Source organism: Streptomyces sp. SP18BB07 (genome assembly GCF_036322545.1).
Lineage (GTDB): Bacteria > Actinomycetota > Actinomycetes > Streptomycetales > Streptomycetaceae > Streptomyces > Streptomyces deccanensis.
Genome location: NZ_JAQYWT010000275.1, coordinates 40008 through 60473, shown reverse-complemented (window position 1 = coordinate 60473; position 20466 = coordinate 40008). Strand labels below are relative to the sequence as shown.

At 72.5% G+C, this 20466-nt stretch carries 12 protein-coding genes and 1 pseudogene; 5 read left to right on the top strand and 8 right to left on the bottom strand.

What is annotated here, in order from left to right; translation table 11 throughout:
* Window positions 1-15 precede the first annotated feature (15 nt).
* The 4 genes from PUR53_RS13900 to PUR53_RS13885 all read left to right on the top strand — a co-directional run bounded on the left by PUR53_RS13900 (window position 16) and on the right by PUR53_RS13885 (window position 5339).
* Window positions 16-1506: an ABC transporter substrate-binding protein gene (locus PUR53_RS13900; protein ID WP_329908453.1), complete on the top strand. Its 1491-nt coding sequence runs from the start codon at window positions 16-18 to the stop codon at window positions 1504-1506.
* A gap of 161 nt (window positions 1507-1667) precedes the next feature.
* Entirely contained in the window at window positions 1668-3434 is a 1767-nt protein-coding gene (locus PUR53_RS13895; protein WP_329908462.1) for an ABC transporter permease subunit, read from the top strand.
* Between the two features lie 121 nt (window positions 3435-3555).
* Window positions 3556-4644 carry an ABC transporter ATP-binding protein gene (locus PUR53_RS13890; RefSeq protein ID WP_329908452.1) on the top strand — a complete coding sequence of 363 codons (1089 nt, stop codon included), beginning with the start codon at window positions 3556-3558 and terminating at the stop codon, window positions 4642-4644.
* Complete coding sequence (locus PUR53_RS13885) at window positions 4641-5339, top strand: dipeptide/oligopeptide/nickel ABC transporter ATP-binding protein (RefSeq protein WP_329908451.1); 699 nt, start codon at window positions 4641-4643, stop codon at window positions 5337-5339. Before PUR53_RS13890 ends, PUR53_RS13885 begins: the two co-directional genes overlap by 4 nt.
* On the opposite strand, the pseudogene PUR53_RS13880 reads toward PUR53_RS13885, so the two are convergent.
* The 8 genes and pseudogenes from PUR53_RS13880 to PUR53_RS13845 form a co-directional block, all read right to left on the bottom strand.
* Window positions 5336-5665: pseudogene (locus tag PUR53_RS13880) on the bottom strand (TetR/AcrR family transcriptional regulator); the annotation flags it as partial. The gene PUR53_RS13885 and the pseudogene PUR53_RS13880 overlap by 4 nt on opposite strands.
* A 205-nt stretch (window positions 5666-5870) precedes the next feature.
* A complete protein-coding gene (locus tag PUR53_RS13875; RefSeq protein WP_329908450.1) occupies window positions 5871-8798 on the bottom strand; it encodes a helix-turn-helix transcriptional regulator in 2928 nt (975 codons plus the stop codon).
* Between the two features lie 314 nt (window positions 8799-9112).
* Window positions 9113-10702 carry a phosphoglycerate dehydrogenase gene (serA, locus tag PUR53_RS13870; protein WP_045562451.1) on the bottom strand — a complete coding sequence of 530 codons (1590 nt, stop codon included), beginning with the start codon at window positions 10700-10702 and terminating at the stop codon, window positions 9113-9115.
* Between the two features lie 229 nt (window positions 10703-10931).
* Window positions 10932-11933 carry a ketol-acid reductoisomerase gene (ilvC, locus tag PUR53_RS13865; protein ID WP_033526863.1) on the bottom strand — a complete coding sequence of 334 codons (1002 nt, stop codon included), beginning with the start codon at window positions 11931-11933 and terminating at the stop codon, window positions 10932-10934.
* 118 nt (window positions 11934-12051) lie between these two features.
* Window positions 12052-12579, bottom strand: coding sequence for an acetolactate synthase small subunit (gene ilvN, locus PUR53_RS13860; protein ID WP_239757428.1), 528 nt, complete (start codon window positions 12577-12579; stop codon window positions 12052-12054).
* Window positions 12580-12604: 25 nt separating this feature from the next.
* Window positions 12605-14452 carry an acetolactate synthase large subunit gene (locus tag PUR53_RS13855; protein ID WP_329897024.1) on the bottom strand — a complete coding sequence of 616 codons (1848 nt, stop codon included), beginning with the start codon at window positions 14450-14452 and terminating at the stop codon, window positions 12605-12607.
* Between the two features lie 246 nt (window positions 14453-14698).
* Entirely contained in the window at window positions 14699-17827 is a 3129-nt protein-coding gene (locus tag PUR53_RS13850; RefSeq protein ID WP_329908449.1) for a putative bifunctional diguanylate cyclase/phosphodiesterase, read from the bottom strand.
* A 392-nt stretch (window positions 17828-18219) separates the two neighbouring features.
* Window positions 18220-19221: a 2-hydroxyacid dehydrogenase gene (locus PUR53_RS13845; RefSeq protein ID WP_329908448.1), complete on the bottom strand. Its 1002-nt coding sequence runs from the start codon at window positions 19219-19221 to the stop codon at window positions 18220-18222.
* Window positions 19222-19297: 76 nt separating this feature from the next.
* Between PUR53_RS13845 and PUR53_RS13840 the strand changes: the two genes are divergently transcribed.
* Window positions 19298-20296, top strand: a complete 999-nt coding sequence (locus PUR53_RS13840) for an aldo/keto reductase (RefSeq protein ID WP_329897021.1) — start codon at window positions 19298-19300, stop codon at window positions 20294-20296.
* Window positions 20297-20466 lie beyond the last annotated feature (170 nt).

The following is a 20466-nucleotide window of genomic DNA, read 5'->3' as shown; positions in this document are numbered from 1 at the left end:
TACTCGGAGTGTCCCGTGCGCGTCCCGGCCCGTCTCGTCCCGCTCACCGCGGTCACCACCGCGACCTCCGCCCTGCTCACGGGCTGTTTCTCGGCAACGGGCCCCGAGGAGGCCGGGAGCGAGGGCAAGCGGATACGGCTCGCGATGATGCAGCCGCCCCGCTCGGGCCTGTCCCCGCTCTCCGACGACGCGTTCAAGCTGTCGCGCTGGTCGACCGCGGAGACCCTGGTGAAGCTGAACGCGGAGGGCGACGCGCAGCCCGCGCTCGCCACCGAGTGGAAGCGCTCGGGCAAGAAGTGGACGTTCACGATCCGGAAGGGCGTGACGTTCCACGACGGTACGAAGCTGACGGGTGAGGCCGTCGTCAACTCCCTCACCGAGGCGGCCACCGCCTCCCCCAAGCCCCGCATCCTCGACGGCGTGGAGCTCACGGCGAAGGCCGACGGCGACACCGTCACCGTCACCACGGCGGTCGAGGACCCGCTGGTCCCGCAGCGCCTCAGCTCGCCGCAGCTGTCGATCCTCGCGGCGAAGGCGTACGAGGGGAAGACGGTGAACCCGCTCGGCGCCGGCACCGGCCCCTTCGAGCTGACCGAGGTCAACGGCACCGCCTCCGCCGCCCTCGACCGCTACGACGACTACTGGGGCGGCAAGGCCAAGGCCCCCGGGATCGACGTGAAGTACGTGCCGGACGGCACCGCCCGTGCGGCCTCCCTGCGCAGCGGCGAGGCCGACATCGTCGAGGCGGTCCCGGTGTCGCAGGCCGCCGTCCTCGACCAGGACCTGATCACCGAGGTCCCGATGCCGCGCACCAACACCCTCTACCTGAACACCGAGAAGGGCGTGTTCAAGGACGCCTCGCTGCGCGCGGCCGCCCGCGAGGCCGTCGACGCCGAGTCGATCGTGAAGGGCGTGTACGAGGGGCGTGCGGACGTCGCCGAGGGGCTGCTCGGGCCCGCGCTCCCGTGGGCGGCCGAACTGCGGACCCCGGTGCAGCACGCCGAGGCCGGCGACCCGGACGGCGAGGCCATCACCATCGGCACGTTCACCGACCGCGCCGAGCTTCCTGAGGTCGCCGCCACGCTGCAACAGCAGCTCCAGAAGGCCGGGTTCAAGGTGAAGCTCGACGTGCGCGAGTACGCCAACATCGAGTCCGACGCGCTCGCGGGCGAGTTCGACGCCTTCATCCTCTCCCGGGCGACCGTCCTCGACTCCGGCGACCCGGCCGCGTACCTCTACAGCGACTTCGCCTCCGACGGCTCCTTCAACATCGCCCAGCTCGCGGACAAGAACGTGGACACCGCCCTCGACCGGGCCTCCGACACCGCCGCCGGTGACGCCCGCCGCCGGGCCGTCATCGACGCCGAGGCCGCCGTCCTCACCACTGACGCGGCCGTGCCGATGCTGCACGAGCGCGTCATCCAGGGCGACGCGTCCGGAGTCGTGGACGCGGCCCACGACCCGCGCGAGCGGGAACTGGTCACGGCCGACACCTACGTCAAGTGAGCACGCCCACAGACGAATCGACCGCAGACGAGCCGACCGCAGGCGAACCGACCGCCGGGGCACGCGACGCCCGGACCCCCGCCGAGGCGGTCGGAGCCGTTCGGTGGGCTCGGAGGGTCGGAGCGAGCGGGACCGGGTGGGGGCGGCGCCTCGTCGGGGCGCTGGTCGGGGCCGCCGGGCTGACCCGTCTCTGCTGTCTGCTCGGTGTGCTGGCCGTCGTCGGTCTGCTGCCGTGGCTGTCCGGCCGTGATCCCGCGCTGACCGTGCTGCGCGCCCGGTCGGCCGAGCAGGAGGCGACGCCCGAGGCGCTGACCGCGATCCGCGAGGACCTGGGCCTCGGCGCGGGTCCCCTGTCGCTGTTGGGGCGTTGGGCCGCCGGACTGCTGCGCGGCGACCTCGGCACCTCATGGGTGTCCGGCACGGACGTCCTGCCCTCGGTGGTCTCCGGCCTCCAGGTCTCCCTCGGCCTGATGGGCACCGCCTTCGCCGTCGCCCTCCTGCTGGCCTGCGCGCTGGTCGCCCCGGTGCTCGTACGGGGCCGGGGGTCGGCCGGCGCGTTCGCCGCGATGCTCGCCGCCGTCCCCGAGTTCCTGCTGGCCACGGTGGCGCTGCTGGTCTGCGGGGTCTGGCTGGGCTGGCTGCCGACGTCCGGCTGGGCGGGCCCGCAGTACCTGGTGCTGCCCGCGATCGCCCTCGGTGTCCCGGCCGGCGGTCTGCTGGGCCGCCTGGTCGCGGACGCGCTGCCCGCCGTGCTCGACGAACGCTGGGTGGAGCTGTGGCGGGGCGCGGGCGTGAGCCGGGTCCGGGTCTCGGCGGCGGCGCTGCGCCGCGTACTGCCGCCCCTGGTACCGCAGTTCGGCATGGCCGCCGTCGGCCTGACCGGCGGCGCGGTCGCCGTGGAGATGGTGTTCGCGGTGCCCGGCATCGGCCGTACCGCACTGGGCGCGGCCAAGTCCCAGGACATCCCCCTCCTCCAGGGCGCGGTCCTCGCCCTCCTCGCCCTGGGACTGATCGCGGGCGCCCTGGCCACCCTCGCCCGGCGCCGGCTCCTCGGCCCGGCCCTGCGCGACGCGGGCCTCACCCTGCCGCCGGCTCGCCCGCTCCGCTCTCACCCCGCGATACCGCTGACCCTGGCGGCCGTCCTCCTGGTCACCGTGGGCTGGGGTCTGCTGCGCGACCCGTACGCCGTGGACACCACCGCCCGCCTCCTCCCGCCGTCCTGGGCGCACCCGCTCGGCACGGACGGGCTGGGCCGTGACGTCCTGGCCCGCCTCGGCCACGGTGCGGCCACCACGGTCGGCACGGCGATGGCGGTCTGCGCGCTGAGCCTCCTCGTCTCCCTGGCCCTCGGCTTCCTGCCCCGGGTCGCGGCGGGCGCGGCGGACATCGCCAACGCGCTGCCTCCGGTGATCGTCGGCATCCTCGTCGCCGCGGTGGCCGGCCCCGGCACGGGCGGCGCGGCCCTCGCCGTGGCCCTGATCTCCTGGCCCGCCCTGTCCGCACACGCGGCGGCGCTGGTGCAGGAGGTCCGCGCGTCAGGGTTCCTGACCGCGCAACGGGCGATAGGTGCGAGCCCGTGGTGGATCCTCACCCGTCACGTCCTCCCGTCGGTCGCCGCTCCCGTCGCCCGCCACGCCGTCCTGCGCCTCCCGGGCATCGCCCTGGCCCTCGCCTCCCTCGGCTTCCTGGGCCTCGGAGCCCAACCGCCCACCCCGGAGTGGGGGTTGCTCCTCGACGAGTCACGTGCCTACGTGGAACGCGCGCCGTGGGCGGCCCTGGCACCGGCGGTCGCCCTGGCCCTGCTGGCGGGCCTCGCGGTGTCGGGGGCGGCGTACGCGCAATCACGGACGGCCCGCCGCACGCGGAAACCCGGTCGGGCCCACAGTGCGAAGGGGAGGACGTCCGTTGAAGTCACAGCCGAGGTCTGACGTGCCACCGAAGTCTGAACCGCCCCCGAGGCCCGACGTGCCGCCTACGTCAGACGGCCCGCCGCCGGACGGGCCACCGCCGTCAGATGGGCCGACGTCAGACGTGTCGCCCAGGTCCGACGTGTCGCCGACCTCCGACCTGCCACCTGGGTCCGACGCAACGCCCGCGTCCGACGTCCTGCTCTCCGTGCGCGGGCTGCGGGTCGCGTTCGGTGGGGTCGAGGCCGTGCGGGGGCTGTCCTTCGATGTCCGGCCGCGCGAAGTGCTCGCCCTGGTGGGCGAGTCGGGCGCGGGCAAGTCCCTCACGGCCCGGGCACTGCTCGGGATGCTGCCCGAGGGCGCGACGAGCAGCGGAACCGTACGGCTGCGCGGGGACGCGAACCTCGCCGCCCAGCGGGGCCGACGTATCGCCCTGGTCCCCCAGGACGCGTTGTCGGCGCTCTCCCCCGTGCACCCCGTGGGCGACCAACTCGCCGCGGCCGTACGGTCGGTGGCGCGCGTCTCCCGCAAGGAGGCACGCGCCCGGGCGGTCGCCGCGCTCGACCGGGTGGGCATCCCCGATGCCGTACGCAGGGCGCGGGCGTATCCGCACGAGTACTCCGGCGGCATGCGCCAGCGGGCCGTGATCGCCATGGCGACGATCAACGAACCCGAGGTCGTCGTCGCGGACGAGCCCACGACCGCGCTCGACGCGGAACTCCAGGAACAGGTGCTGCGGGTCCTCGCCGCCCAGCGGGAGGCCGTCGGCGCCGCGCTCGTGCTGGTCACCCATGACCTGGGCGTGGTCCGGGAACACGCCGACCGTGTGCTGGTGATGTACGCCGGACGTCAGGTCGAACAGGGCCCGGCGGCGGCCGTGTGGGGCCGCCCCCGAGCGCCGTACACGGCGGGCCTGCTGGCGTCCCTGCCACCGGACGACGGCGACCTCGGCGGAGGCAACGACGGCTACCGCGACCACGCCGACGCCGGTGCCAGCCCCGCCGGTCGCCGTCGCGGTCGCCGTCGGCTGCCCGCCATCCCCGGATCCCCGCCCGCCCCCGACGCCCTCCCGCCGGGCTGCGCCTTCGCGCCGCGCTGCCCGCTCGTCGAGGACCGCTGCCGCCGCGAGGAACCGCGCCCGTGGACGGCCGGGGACGGCCATGAGGTCTCCTGCCACCGCTGGGACGAAGTCCCGCACCCCGCGACCGAGTTGTTCCTGGAGCCCGCGTGAACCCGAACGCCCCTCTGCTCGACGTGCGCGATCTGGTCGTCCGCTACGGCCCGGTCACCGCCGTCGATCGGGTCTCCTTCACGGTGGAGGCGGGCGAGACCCTGGCCCTGAACGGCCCGTCCGGCTGCGGTAAGTCCTCGACGGTCGCCGCCGTGCTCCGGCTGCGTCGCCCGGACAGCGGCGAAGTCCACTTCGAGGGGCGGGAGTTGACGTCCCTCACCGAACGCGAGCTACGCCCGCTCCGGCCCCGTATGCAGCCGGTCTTCCAGGACCCGTACGGCTCGCTCAGCCCTCGCCACCACGTCCGGGAGGCGGTGGCGGAACCCCTGCGCGTGCAGGGCCGCTGGGACGCCACGGGCCCCGCCCGGGTCGCCGCACTCCTGGACCGGGTCGGCCTGAGCCCGGCCCTCGGCGACCGCTTCCCGCACGAGTTGTCCGGCGGTCAGTGCCAACGGGTCGGCATCGCACGGGCGTTGGCGTCCGAGCCGCGCCTGCTGGTCCTCGACGAGCCGGTGTCCGCCCTGGACCCCTCCATCCGGGCGGGCGTCCTCAACCTGCTCGCCGACCTCCAGGACGAGCTGAACCTCGGGTACCTCTTCATCTGCCACGACCGCGCGGTCGTACGCCACTTCGCGGACCGCTCGATCGAGATGCGCGCCGGAAGACTCGTACCGGCCCGGACCGCGACGTCCTAGACGATGCCGTCCCGGTCCTTCGCCGCGACGCCACCCTGGTCCTTCGCCACCTCCATCACCTGGCGGAGCCCCTCGGTGAGGGCCTCGGCGTCGGGTGCGGTGTCGGGGTCGAAGGTCCACTGGGCGACGAGACCCAGCAGAAGGGTCAGATAGAAGCGCCCGAGCGTGTCCGCCACCGCGTCCGTGATCTCCTCGTCCCGGCCGCCCATGAACAGCGTCACGATCCCGCGCGCGGCCTCCCGCTGGGCCCGCGCCAGATGCTCGCGCACCTCCGGCAGCTGGTCCCCCATGGCCAGCACCTCCATGCTGAGCCGCCACATCGCCCCTTCTCCAGCAGACAGCGCTTGGCGCCTTCGAGCAGACGTGCGTTTTACACGCGTGTCCCACCCTCGCGATCCAAACGACCGCCGCGGCGGAACCGAAGCCGGTGACAGCGGCCGAAGCCAGGACGAAGCCGGGCGGCGGAGGGCGGAGCGGCGGCGGACGCGGCGGGGAGTGGAGCGGAGGCGGCCGTGGAAGGGGCCGGCCGGGTCAGGTCGGTGAGCCGGTGGTGATCAGTCCCTCCCGGTACGCGATGGCCACCGCCTCCGTGCGGCTCGCCGCCCCCAACTTGGCCAGGATGTTGGAGACATGGACGCTCGCGGTCTTCCCGGTGATGAACAGCTCGTCGCCGATCTGCCGGTTGGTCCGGCCGAGCGCGAGCAGCCGCAGGACATCGCTCTCCCGCGCGGTCAGCGCGGGCACCTCCCCGCCTCCCGGTGCCTCAGCCAACCGCCCCCGCCGGACCAGCGTGTCCAGGGCGGCGCGCAACGGCACGGCGCCCAGCCGGTCGGCGGTCTCCCCCACCGCCCGCGCCTCGGCCACCGCCTCCTCCCGCGCCCCCGCCGCCAGCAACGCCTCCGCCAGCCGCAGCCGGCACCGCGCCTGCTCGTAGGGATCACCGAACGCGTCCACCGCCCCGCGCCAGACGTCCACCTCGGGGCCGGTACGCACCCGCGTCCACTCCGCCTCGGCCCGCGCCAGCCAGGCCAGCCCCTCGGGGCCCTGCTCGCTCCCGTCCTCCCCCACGGCGGCCGTGTCCCGCGCGGCCCGCACCAACTCCTCGGCCGTGGCGGCCCAGCGCCGCACCGCCTCCTCGTCCCCGGCCGACCGCCGCTCCGCCACCGCGTCCGCGATCGCCCCGAGCGTGAGCGCGGCGAGCCGGACGGTCGCGTCGGGCCGGGCCCCGACCTGCTCGGTGAGGGTGGCGACACTCGTACGGAACTGCGCGACCGCCGCCTGGGGATCGTGCCGCAGGACGGCCGCCTCGACGAGCGTGATGCCCGCGACCAGGGCCGCCATGAAGTCGTACTGCCCTTCCAGGAGCGCCCGCGCCCGGTCGACGGCGCTCTCGTCGCCCCGGGCGAGGGCGACGTACAGGGCGGGGCCCACCGCGTAGCCGGCGTCCGCGGGCAGCCGGTCGGCGTCGGCGGCCGAGCGGAGGCACTCGTCCCAGCGGCCCAGTGTGTAGAGGCAGAGGGAGTGGACGTACCGCATCTCCACCGGGTACGGGGAGGAGAGCAGGCCGGCGCGGCCCGCACGGTCCAGCCCCTCGGAGAGCCAGGCGAGGCATTCGTCGAGGTCGCCGGATTCGAAACAGCCGACGGCCAGGTTGAACAGGGCCCGCATCTCCACCGGGACATTGCCCGCGCCACGGGCCAGCTCGCGGGCGTCGCGCAGCCGCGCCCGGCCCCGCGCCGTACGCCGGTTGCTCCGGGGGTCGAGGCCCACCGCGGAGATGACCAGATCGGCCTGTGCGTCGGCCAGTTCGAGCCGCTCGGCCACGGCGAGCGCCTCCCTCGCCACCCGCCCGGCCTCCTCGTCCTCCCCCACGTACCGCGCCGCCATCACATGCGTGGCCGCCGCCCACACCCAGGTACGGGACGGCGGCTCGGCGGGGATCATCGCCAGCGCCTCGCTGCTGTACCGGAACGCGGCCTGAAGGTGGTCCACGCGCATCAGGTCGCCGGCGAGGGTGTAGCGCACCCGGGCGGCCAGCTCGGAGTCCGCGTCCGGGCCGGCTCCGGCGAGCGCCGAACGGGAGAGGGAGACCGCGCGGTGGTTCTCCCCGGCGCGCGCGGCGGCGGCCGAGGCGCGCAGGGTCAGGGTCACCGGGTCCAGGTCCCGGGGCCGGGCCCCGGCGTCCACGGACGACCACAGGTCCAGGGCGCCCTCCAGCTGCCGCAGTTCCTCGGCGGGCGCCCCGATGCCGTGCGCGTGGTCGGCGGCCTCGACGGACGCCGTCAGCGCGTCGGCGAGGTCGTGGCTCTCACGCGAGTGGTGGGCACGCTCGGCGCTCTCCCCCGCCCGCCCCCGACGGGCCAGCAGCTTGGCGAACACCCCGTGCAGCCGGACCCGTTCGCCCGGCAGCAGATCCGCGTAGACGGCCTCCCGGGTGAGGGCGTGCCGGAACTCGTACGTCGATCCCTCGCCCGGCAGCAGCAGTTGTCGGCCGACCGCCTCGCGCAGCGCCGACTCCAGTTCGTCGTCGGGCAGTTGTACGGCGTCCCGCAGCAGCTCGTGCTCGACCCTGCGGCCCGCGACCGCGGCCGTGCGCAGCACCTGCTGGGCGGCGGCGGGCAGTTGCTCGATCCGGATCAGCAGCACGTCGGCCAGCCCGCTCGGCAGCACCGCGCCGGGCTCCTCCGCCGTCGCGGCCAGCAACTCCTCGGCGTAGAACGCGTTGCCCTCCGCCCGCTCGACAATCCGGCCCACGGTGGCCTCGGGCAGCGGCTCGGCGCGCAGCGAGCGCACCAGCCGGGCCACCTCCGTGTCCGGCATCGGCCTCAGCTCCAGCCGTTCCACGGCGGGCAGCCGCACCAGTTCGGCGAGCAGGGGGCGCAGCGGGTGGCGCCGGTGCAGATCGTCCGCGCGGTACGAGGCGAAGACGGCGAGCCGGTGGGCGGGGGCGCCGGGGGTGGGCCGCTGGAGCACGGGCCGGCTGAGCAGGAAGCGCAGCAGGTCCCGCGAGGACTGGTCGGCCCAGTGCAGGTCCTCCAGCACCAGCAGGACGGGCGTCGTGCCGGCGAGGTCCGTCAGCAGCGCGGCGACGCCCTCGAAGAGCTGGAGCCGGTCGCCGCCGTCCGCTCCGCCGCCGAGGAGGCGTGCGGTGGCCGGGTGCGCTTCCAGGAGCGGTGCGAAGCGCTCGTCGGCGGCGAGGGCGCCGAGGATCTCGGTGAACGGGAGATAGGGCAGACCGACGTCGCCGAGGTCGACGCAGTGGCCGGTGAAGACGACGGTGCCGTTGCGCGCCGCGTACGCCGCGGCCTCCGCCAGGGTCCGGCTCTTGCCGACCCCCGCGTCCCCCGCGACCAGCACGGCCCGGGGCTCCCCGGCGCCGGCCCGGTCAAGCACGTCCCGCAGCCGGGCCATCTCGGTGTCCCGCCCGACGAACGGCGCGTGAACGATGCTCTGAGCCACGCCGCCATCCTGACACGCCCGCGCACGCCCCCCGAGGTGCGGTGCGTTGTCGGGTGCGGCCCGGTGGGGACTTCTCGCACAGTTCCCCGCGCCCCTGAAAAAGCGGGGCTGCGCCCCTGCTTTTTCGCCCCGAAATGGCCGTAGGCCTTTCAGGGGCGCGGGGAACTGCGCGACCAGCCCCCACCGGACGGACGTCTGGGGGTCAAAGGGGCGCAGCCCCTTAAGGATGGGACGGGTAGGGGCGGCGGGGGCGCAAAAAGGCGGGACCCAGCCACCCACAGGTGACCAGGCCCCGCCCCGGCGGAACAGCAACCTCAGACCAGGTTGACCGACCGCGCCGACGTCGCCCCGATCTCCTCGGCAACCTCGGCAAGCACCGCCGGCGGAACCGTGTCGTCCACCGTCAACACCGCCAGCGCCTCCCCACCGGCCGCGGAGCGGGCGACCTGCATCCCGGCGATGTTGATACCGGCCTCACCGAAGACCCGACCCACGGTGCCGACGACACCGGGCCGGTCCACGTAGCTGAGGACGACCATGTGGTCGGCGAGGGCGAGATCCACGTCGTACTCGCCGACCGCGACGATCTTCTGGTGGTGCTTCGGCCCGGCCAACGTGCCGGACACCGACACCTCCTCGCCGCTGCCGAGCGTGCCGCGCACGGTGACGACATTGCGGTGGTCCGGCGACTCGGACGAAGTCGTCAGCCGCACCTCGACGCCCCGCTCCTGCGCGAACAGCGGAGCGTTCACGTACGACACCGTCTCGTCGACGACGTCCTCGAAGACACCCTTGAGCGCGGACAGCTCCAGCACCTTCACATCGTGCTGGGTGATCTCGCCGTACACCTCGACGTCGAGGCGGACCGCGACCTCACCGGCGAGCGCGGTGAAGATCCGGCCGAGCCGCTCGGCGAGCGGCAGACCCGGCTTGACGTCCTCGGCGATGACTCCGCCCTGGACGTTCACCGCGTCCGGGACCAGCTCGCCGGCGAGGGCGAGGCGCACGGAGCGGGCCACCGCGATACCGGCCTTCTCCTGGGCCTCGTCGGTGGAGGCGCCGAGGTGCGGGGTGCAGACGACCTCGTCCAGCTCGAACAGCGGCGAGTCGGTGCAGGGCTCCTTGGCGTACACGTCGAGGCCGGCGCCGGCGACGCGGCCCTCCTTGAGCGCCGAGTACAGCGCGGCCTCGTCGACGATCCCGCCGCGCGCGGCGTTGACGATGCGCACCGACGGCTTGACCTTCTGCAGCGCCTCGGCGCCGATCAGGCCGACCGTCTCGGGGGTCTTCGGCAGGTGGACGGTGATGAAGTCGGAGACCTCGAGCAGCTCGTCCAGCGACAGGACCTTCACGCCCATCTGCGCGGCCCGCGCGGGCTGCACGTAGGGGTCGTAGGCGACGACCTTCATGCCGAAGGCGGACATGCGCTGGGCCACCAGGGCGCCGATGCGGCCGAGGCCGACGACACCGAGGGTCTTCTCGGCCAGCTCCACGCCCGTGTACTTGCTGCGCTTCCACTCGCCGTTCTTCAGCGCCGTGTTCGCCTGCGGGATGTGGCGGGCGGTGGCGAGGAGCAGACCGCAGGCCAGCTCGGCGGCGGTCACGATGTTCGAGGTGGGGGCGTTGACGACCATCACGCCGGCCTTGGTGGCGGCGGAGACGTCCACGTTGTCCAGGCCGACGCCGGCGCGCGCGACGACCTTCAGCTTCTTCGCGGCGGCGATCGCCTCGGCGTCGACCTTGGTGGCCGAGCGGATCAGGATCGCGTCGACGTCTGCGATGGCGGGGAGCAGTTCGGCTCGGTCCGCTCCGTTGACGTTCCGGATCTCGAAGTCCGGGCCCAGCGCGTCGACGGTGGCGGGCGACAGCTCTTCAGCGATCAGTACGACTGGTTTCGAGCTCACGTGAGTCCTCACAAGTCCAATGCTGCGGACGGCCGTCCCGACGGCCGCAGGCGGTGGAGGGTGGTGTCCGCGTGGAAGACGCACGACGCTGTGGGCCCGACGCGTTTGTAGTGCAGCAGTGTAGTGGCGCCGGGGGCGTCGTCCCACGCCACCGCGGAAAGGTCACCCGGACGTGAAAACGAGGCCGGTCACGGCGCCGGGTGAACCCCGCCGTGACCGGCCCCTCGGATCACGCCTCTTCGTCGTTGACCCAGCTCATGAGCTTGCGCAGCTCCTTGCCCGTGGTCTCCAGCAGGTGCTCGGAGTCCTGGGTCTTGTACTCGTTGTACTTCTTCAGACCGCCGTGGTACTCGTCCATCCACTGCTGGGCGAAGGTGCCGTCCTGGATCTCGGCGAGGACCTTCTTCATCTCGGCCTTGGTGGCGTCCGTGATGATGCGGGGACCGGTGACGTAGTCGCCCCACTCGGCGGTCTCGGAGATCGACCAGCGCATCTTCTCCAGGCCGCCCTCGTACATGAGGTCGACGATCAGCTTCAGCTCGTGCAGGCACTCGAAGTACGCGATCTCCGGCTGGTAACCGGCCTCGGTCAGCGTCTCGAAACCGGCCTTGACCAGCGCGGCCGTACCACCGCAGAGAACGGCCTGCTCGCCGAAGAGGTCGGTCTCGGTCTCCTCGGTGAAGGTCGTCTTGATGACGCCGGCGCGGGTGCCGCCGATGCCCTTGGCGTACGACAGCGCCAGCGCGAACGCGTTGCCCGTGGCGTCCTGCTCGACGGCGGCGATACACGGAACGCCGCGGCCCTCCTCGTACTGGCGGCGGACCAGGTGGCCCGGGCCCTTGGGGGCGACCATGCAGACGTCGACGCCGGCCGGGGGCTTGATGAAGCCGAAGCGGATGTTCAGGCCGTGACCGAAGAACAGCGCGTCGCCGTCCTTGAGGTTGTCCTTGATGTGGTCCTCGTAGACCTGGGCCTGGATCGGGTCCGGGACGAGGATCATGATGACGTCGGCCTCGGCGGCGGCCTCCGACGGGGTCACCACGCGCAGGCCCTGCTCCTCGGCCTTCGCCTTGGACTTGGAGCCCTCGTGCAGACCGACGCGGACGTCCGCGCCCGAGTCGCGCAGGGACAGCGCGTGGGCGTGGCCCTGGCTGCCGTAGCCGATGACCGCGACCTTGCGGCCCTGGATGATGGACAGGTCGGCGTCAGCGTCGTAGAACAGCTCGGCCACTTTGGGTTCTCTCCTTGAGTGCAGGTGTTGCGTCCCACCGTATGACGGCAGGCGGAATGAAGGTCTGCGGGTCTCGGCATACGGGCGGCCGCGCGTCGTCGGCCGCCCGTTCGACGCGTCAGGCCGATCGGTCCAGGGCGCGCAGCGAGCGGTCCGTGATCGAACGGGCGCCGCGGCCGATCGCGATCGTGCCGGACTGGACGAGTTCCTTGATACCGAACGGCTCCAGCATCTTCAGCATCGCGGACAGCTTGTCGCTGGACCCGGTGGCCTCGATGGTGACGGCCTCCGGGGAGACGTCGACGGTCTTGGCGCGGAACAGCTGGACGATCTCGACGATCTGGGAGCGCGTCTCGTTGTCGGCGCGCACCTTCACCAGAACGAGTTCCCGCTGAACGGCGGAGCCCGGCTCCAGTTCGACGATCTTCAGGACGTTGACGAGCTTGTTGAGCTGCTTCGTCACCTGCTCCAGGGGCAGTTCGTCGACCACCGTCACCACGATGGTGATCCGGGAGATCTCGGGGTGCTCGGTGACACCGACCGCGAGCGAGTCGATGTTGAAGCCGCGGCGGGAGAACAGGGCGGCGATCCGGGCGAGGATGCCGGGGGTGTTCTCCACCAGGACGGAGAGCGTGTGCTTGGACATGGTCGGGTTCCTTTACCTACGGCTCTCAGTCGTCTTCGTTGTCGCCGAAGTCGGGGCGGACGTCCCGGGCGGCCATGATCGTGTCGTTGGAGGTGCCGGCGGCGACCATCGGCCACACCATCGCGTCCTCGTGGACGACGAAGTCGACGACGACCGGGCGGTCGTTGATCGAGTTCGCCTCCTCGATGACCTTGTCGAGGTCGTCGGGGGACTCGCAGCGGATGGCGTAACAGCCCATGGCCTCCGACAGCTTGACGAAGTCGGGGACGCGGGTGCCGCGGGCGTTGGGGTTCACGTCGTCCGGGCCGCTGTGCAGGACGGTGTTGGAGTAGCGCTGGTTGTAGAACAGCGTCTGCCACTGGCGGACCATGCCGAGGGCGCCGTTGTTGATGATGGCGACCTTGATCGGGATGTTGTTCAGGGCGCAGGTGGTCAGTTCCTGGTTGGTCATCTGGAAGCAGCCGTCGCCGTCGATCGCCCAGACGGGCCGGTCCGGGGCGCCGGCCTTGGCGCCCATGGCGGCCGGGACCGCGTACCCCATCGTTCCGGCGCCGCCGGAGTTCAGCCAGGTGGCGGGCTTCTCGTACTGGATGAAGTGGGCGGCCCACATCTGGTGCTGGCCGACACCCGCCGTGAAGATCGTGCCTTCGGGGGCGAGCTGTCCGATGCGCTCGATGACCGCCTGCGGGGAGAGCGAACCGTCGGCCGGCTGGTCGTAGCCGAGCGGGTAGGTCTCGCGCCAGCGGTTGAGGTCCTTCCACCAGGCGCTGTAGTCGCCCTGCGCGCCCTCGCTGTGCTCCTTCTGCACCGCCTGGATCAGGTCGGCGATGACCTCGCGGGCGTCACCCACGATCGGCACGTCGGCGGCGCGGTTCTTGCCGATCTCGGCCGGGTCGATGTCCGCGTGGACGATCTTGGCGAACGGCGCGAAGCTGTCCAGCTTGCCGGTGACCCGGTCGTCGAAGCGGGCGCCGAGCGCGACGATCAGGTCGGCCTTCTGCAGGCCGGTGACGGCGGCCACCGAGCCGTGCATACCGGGCATGCCCAGGTGCTGCGGGTGGCTGTCGGGGAACGCGCCGAGCGCCATCAGGGTGGTGGTGACGGGGGCGCCGGTCAGCTCGGCCAGCACCTTCAGCTCGGCCGTGGCCCGCGCCTTGAGGACACCGCCGCCGACGTACAGCACGGGCCGCTTGGCGGCGGTGATCAGCTTGGCGGCCTCACGGATCTGCTTGGCGTGCGGCTTGGTGACGGGCCGGTAGCCGGGCAGGTCCATGGCGGGCGGCCAACTGAAGGTGGTCTTCGCCTGGAGGACGTCCTTGGGGATGTCGACCAGGACCGGTCCCGGGCGGCCGGTGGAGGCGATGTGGAACGCCTGCGCGATCGCCCGGGGGATGTCCTCCGCCTTGGTCACCAGGAAGCTGTGCTTGGTGATCGGCATGGTGATGCCGACGATGTCCGCCTCTTGGAAGGCGTCCGTGCCGATCGCCTTGACCGCGACCTGCCCGGTGATCGCGACCAGCGGCACGGAGTCCATGTGGGCGTCCGCGATCGGGGTGACCAGGTTGGTGGCGCCCGGCCCCGACGTCGCCATGCACACCCCGACCTTGCCGGTGGCCTGCGCGTAGCCGGTGGCCGCGTGGCCGGCGCCCTGCTCGTGGCGGACCAGCACGTGGCGCACCCGCTTGGAGTCCATCATCGGGTCGTACGCCGGCAGGATGGTGCCGCCGGGGATGCCGAACACCGTGTCGGCCCCGACCTCCTCGAGAGAGCGGATGAGGGACTGCGCACCCGTGACGTGCTCGACGGGGGTGGTCGGTCCTCCGGATCGGGGCCGCGGCTGCGGATGGTGGGCCCCGGTGGCCTGCTCGGTCATCGGCATTCTCTTCTCGATGCTGAGGGTGTTTTGCGAGGTTCGTGCGGTGTGCGGCTAACGCCGACTGGTGCCCGTGCAACAAAAAACCCCTCCTTGCCACAAGGCAAGCGAGGGGAGCGCGCCGGGAACGGTCGCTGGGGATTCCGGAACGTGGTCCGGTGGGTCCCAGCTTCAGCCGACGCGCTTTCCAAGTACGAGGATTCGGGTGCGCATGGCACTGACCCTCCCCCTCGCGCGCACCGCGTGTCAAGCGGGTGGGACGGGAGTCTCATTATGTGAGCGAAGGGCACTTCCGCCTCCGTAAACAGCGGGTACACCACTTGTGTACACCCCCGCGCCCCGCCACGCCCGCTCACCCCCGACACGTCCCTCGGGCTCTCTCGCGCCACCCGCGAACGCGGGTTCCGCGGACCCTCCGGGCACCGGGTAGTGCCCGAGGGACAGGGCCCGGCGGAGCCGGTACTCGTCCAGTGGTCCGGAGAAGGCCGCGCCCTGCCCGTGGGTGCAGCCCATCGCGCGCAGGACGACCACCTGCTCGGGCAGGTCCACGCCGTCGGCGACGGACTGGAGCCCCAGGTCGTCGGCGATGCGCAGCAACCCCCGGGTGATCTTGTGCAGCCGGGTGGACTCCACGATGCCCTCGACGAGGCTCCGGTCGAGCTTCAGCACGTCGACGGGGAGACGGCGCAGGGCCGTGATGGCCGCGTGGCCGCTGCCGAGGCCGTCCAGGGCGATCCGGACACCGAGCCGCCGCAGGTGGTGCAACCGGCGCTCCAGCTCGTCGAGCGGGCCCTTGAGCTGGGTGTCGGAGAGCTCCACGACCAGCGAGCCGGAGGGCAGCCCGTGGCGGCTCAAGAGCGCCTCCAGCGAGCCCGGGGGCAGTGAGCGGTCCAGCAGGCGCCGGGCGCTCATCCGGACGGACACCGGCACGTTCAGCCCGTTGGTGAGGCGGTCGGCGGCCTGCTCGACCGCCTGTTCCAGCATCCAGCGGCCCAGCTCGGCGGTCTTGTCGCTGTCCTCGGAGACCCGCAGGAACTCCGCGGGCGTGAACAGCACCCCCTGGGACGAACGCCAGCGGGCGGCCGTGGCGACGGACGAGACCCGGCCGGTCTCCAGCTCCACCACGGGCTGGTTCAGCAGCATGAACTCGCCGTCGTGCAGCGCGGCCCGCAGCCGGGTGGCCAGCTCGGCCTTGCGTACGACGTCCTGCTGCATCTGGGGCTTGTACAGCTCGACGCGGCCCTTGCCGGACGCCTTGGCGCGGTACATGGCGAGGTCGGCGTTGCGCAGCAGCTCGCCCGCGCCGAGGCCGGGCTCGGCGAAGGAGACCCCGATGGAGGCGGCCACCCGGACGTCGTTGCCGTCGATGGTGTACGGCTGCGAGAGGGCGATCCTGAGGCGGTCGGCGAGCTCCAGGATGTGCTGTTCGCGGGCGGTACGGTCGCGGGAGCCGTCGCCGACGATGAGGGCGGCGAACTCGTCGCCGCCGAGGCGGGAGGCGGTGTCCCCCTGCCGGACGGCGTCCTGGAGCCTGCGGGCGGCCTGGACGAGCAACTCGTCCCCGGCCTGGTGCCCGATGGTGTCGTTGACGGCCTTGAAGCCGTCGAGGTCGATGAAGAGGACCGCCGTGTTGCGCAGGGCGGCGCCCCGGTCGGAGGCGCGGCGGCCGGAGAGCGCCTGCTGGACGCGCTTGGTGAACAGGGCGCGGTTGGGCAGGTCGGTGAGCGGGTCGTGCTCGGCGTTGTGTTGCAGCTGGGCCTGCAGGCGCACTCTTTCGGTCACGTCCCGGCTGTTGAAGATCAGGCCGCCGTGGTGGCGGTTGACCGTGGACTCCACGTTCAGCCAGCCTCCCCCGCCTGCCTTGAAGCGGCACTCGATGCGGGTGGTGGGCTCCTCGGCGGGGCTGGCGGCGAGGAAGCGGCGCACCTCGTGGACGACGCAGCCGAGGTCCTCGGGGTGGATGATCGAGGCCAGCTCCTTGCCGACGAGGTCCTCCGCGGGGCGTCCGTAGACGCCGGCGGCGGCCGGGCTGACGTAGCGGAGGATGCCGTTCGGCGCGGCGATCATGATGACGTCGCTGGAGCCCTGGACCAGGGAGCGGAAGTGGTTCTCCTTCTGGGCCAGTTCCTGGGTGAGGGTGATGTTGTCCAGGAGCATGATGCCCTGGCGGACGACCAGCGCGAGCACGACGGTGCAGGCGGTGATCAGCACGACGCGGTCGACGCTGCGGCCGTTGAGGACGTTGTAGAGGATGCCCAGGGTGCAGACGGCCGCGGCCAGGTACGGAGTGAGTGCGGCCAGGGATCCGGCGATGGGGCGGTTGGCCGGATACCGACTGTGACCTCCTCCCTGGAGGAGCACATGGACGTGTCCTCCCGGAGAACCGTCGTGCCGGTGGCCCGGGTGCGCCTCGTGACGGTGGCCCGCGTGCACGTCGTGCCGGTGGCCCGCGTACACGTCGTGCCGCTGGCCGGGGATGTGTTCGTGCACCACGCGCCCGTGCCCGCCCTCGTCCGTCTGTCCGCCGCGCTGGCCGGCCCAGGGGGCGTAGGCGAGGAGCAGGGAGCCCGCGAACCAGCCGGCGTCCAGGAGCTGACCGGACTGGTAGCTGGTGCGCAGCAGGGGCGAGGTGAACAGGGCGTCGCACATCACGGTGAGCGCGAGGGCGCCGATCGCCGTGTTGACCGCGGAGCGGTGCATCGAGGAGCGGCGGAAGTGCAGCGCGAGCACCATGCTGACCAGCGCGATGTCGAGCAGCGGGTAGGCCAGCGAGAGCGCGGTGTGCGCGGTGTTGGAGTCCTCGAGCTGGGCGTTCTGGGCGAGCGCCAGGCTCCAGGAGAGGGTGACGAGGGAACCGCCGATGAGCCAGGAGTCCAGGGCGAGGCAGACCCAGCCGGCCTTGGTCACGGGCCTCTTGGCCAGCACCAGCAGGCCGACGATGGCGGGTGGCGCGAAGCAGAGGAAGAACAGGTCCGCGTAGCTCGGTTCGGGCACGGGCCGCTCCAGGACGACCTCGTACCACCCCCAGACGCCGTTGCCCAGGGCCGCCATGGCGGAGGAGAGGGCGAACAGCAGCCAGGCGGGTCGAAAGCGGCTGCGGCGGCTGCGCGCGTAGCGGAAGCAGGAGACGGCCGCGGCCGCCGCGGCGGCGCTGAGCCCGAAGTCGCCCATGACGAGAGCGACTTGCTCATGGCCCCAGCCGAACGCGGCGCCGACGGCGTAGGCCGCGCAGAGCAGGGCGAGGACGAGCTGGGCCCGTAGGCTTCCCCCACCGCGGCCGGACGCCTGTCCGCCGGGCGACTGCGGCCCGGACAACGGCTTGGCGGCCCGGAGCGTGGGGTCCAGCGTGGAGGCGGAGGACGGGCGGGTGCTCACGGGGTCTCCCCGGTGAACGCCGCTCCCGTGTCCCGCCGGTCCCGCTGCGTCGGGTGGGTGTGCTTTCTGCGGCTGCTGTGCCTGCGGTACTGACCGTGACCGCCGCGGCCGCCGTGGCTCCCGTGCGGGTGCCTCCGCGTCGCAGTTCGCCAGGGTCGCCGTCGCCGGCTCCGCCGCGTCGGATCGTTCGTCCATAGGCCGTGCATCGCCCGTCGCCCCCCTCGCTGTCTCAAGTCCGTCCCCGGCGCCGAACGGTGCGCGGCGCAGCCCCTGTCGGGGACGATACACCAGTCTCGTCACTCAGGGACATAGTGTCTCTACGCTCAGTGACCACCTGCGGCCACACGAGCACGTTCCGCTTCCGAAGGAATGCGGAGGGTGCCCGAAGTGGATTACGCGTCGTCCGTCTCGCCTGTCGTAAGGACCACGTTGCGCAGTGGCTCCCGGTTCACGAAACGCCCCAACTGGTCCACCAACAGCCTTTTGGCACGCGGCAGGAAGGCCGACGTGGGGCCGCCGACGTGCGGGCTGATGAGCACCCCGGGCGCGCGCCAGAGCGGGTGCCCCGGCGGCAGCGGCTCGGGATCGGTGACGTCGAGCGCCGCGGTGATGCGGCCGTTGTCCAGTTCCGTCAGCAGAGCCTTGGTGTCGACGACGCCTCCGCGGGCAACATTCACCAAGAGGGCCCCGTTCTTCATACGGGCCAGGAAATCGGCGTTGACCAGGCCTTTCGTCTGTTCCGTGAGGGGCGTGGACAGGATCACGACATCCGCCTGCGGCAGCAGGGAGGGCAGTTCGGTGAACGAATGCACCGGTCCGCGCGCCGTGGTGCGCTCAGAGCGCGCGACGCGCGCCACCCGCGCCACCTCGAAGGGTACGAGCCGGTCCTCGATGGCGGCGCCGATCGCGCCGTAACCGACGATCAGCACCGTCCTGTCGGCGAGCGCGGGGCGGAAGTCGCCCTGCCAGCGCTCCTGTTGCTGGGCCCGGACGAAGTCGGGGACACCGCGCAGCGAGGCGAGGGTCAGGGTGAGCGCGAGTTCGGCCGTGCTGGCCTCGTGCACTCCGCGGGCGTTGCACAGCTGGACACCGGGAGCGACCACCGACAGCCGGGCCGTGATGTCGTCGACCCCCGCCGTGAGCGTCTGGACGACGCGCAGGTTCCGCATGGCCGCCAGCGGGTTGGCCGCCACCCCCCGGCGCTTCATATAGGGGACCACGTACAGGACGCAGTCGGCGGGGTCGCCCGGATAAGGCTGCGTGCCGTCCTCGCCCCCGTCCCAGAAGAGGTAGTTGGGGCCCTTCGGGAGCCCCTCGATCTCGTCCGGCGGGATGGAGAGCCACACGTCGGTTGTCACGTCCGGGGCCGGGTCGGCAGTCGCGTCAGCAGTCATGCTCCGGAGGCTATGTCAGGTACCCGCTACGGCAGAGGTTAGGTTGGGGGTTCGGGAGAGGGAGGGTCACGACCAGGTGGAGCGCAGGACGATCGGCGCGGCGACGCTCGAGGTGGGGGCCGTAGGACTCGGGTGCATGCCGATGAGCTGGGCGTACACCGGGTCGCGGCAACGGGGCGACGAGTCGATGCGGACGGTGCACCGGGCCCTCGACCTCGGCGTCACGCTGCTGGACACGGCCGACATGTACGGCCCCTTCACCAACGAGCTGCTGGTGGGCCGGGTGCTGAAGGAGCGCCGCGCGGAGGCCTTCGTCTCCACCAAGGTCGGCCTGCTGGTGGGCGAGCAGCACATCGTGGCCAACGGCCGCCCCGGCTATGTGAAACGTGCCTGTGACGCCTCGCTGCGCCGGCTCCAGACCGATGTCATCGACCTCTATCAGCTCCATCGCGCGGACCCCGAGGTCCCCGTGGAGGAGACGTGGGGCGCGATGGCGGAACTCGTCCAGGCCGGGAAGGTGCGGGCGTTGGGCCTGTGCGCGGTGGGGGCGCGGGCGGGGCGCCGGTCGGGAGCGGGGGTGCACGACATCACGCTCCGCCAGCTCCAGCGGGTCCAGCAGATCTTCCCGGTGAGCGCGGTGCAGGCGGAGTTGTCGGTCTGGTCGCGGGAGGCGCTGGACGCCCTCCTCCCGTGGTGTGTGGCCCGTGGCATCGGTTTTCTCGCCGCCATGCCTCTGGGGAATGGTTTCCTCACCGGCACCCTGACGCCCGGCGGGGGCTTCGAGCCGGACGACCTCCGGGCCCGCCACCCCCGCTTCACCGCCGAGATGATGGCGGCCAACCAGCCCCTCGTCGTCGGCCTGCGCCGGGTCGCGGCCCGCCACGGGGCGACGGTGACGCCGGCCCAGGTCGCCCTCGCCTGGATCCTGTCCCTCGGCCCCCACGTGGTCCCGGTGCCGGGGACGAAGCAGGCCCGGTGGGTGACGGAGAACGCGGCCGCCCACGCGCTGCGCCTGACGCCGCAGGACCTGGCCGAGGTGGCGGCCCTTCCGCCCGCGCGGGGATCCTGGGACTGAGGGAGCGACCGGCTTCGGCCCGCCGTCGGCATCGGCGTCGGCATCGGCATCGGCATCGGCATCGGCATCGGCATCGGCATCGGCATCGGCATCGGGCGAAAGATCCGCTGGTTCGGGCGGAGGTGGAACTTGTGGGGCACTCGCGGTGTAAGACAAGTAGAAGTTCCACG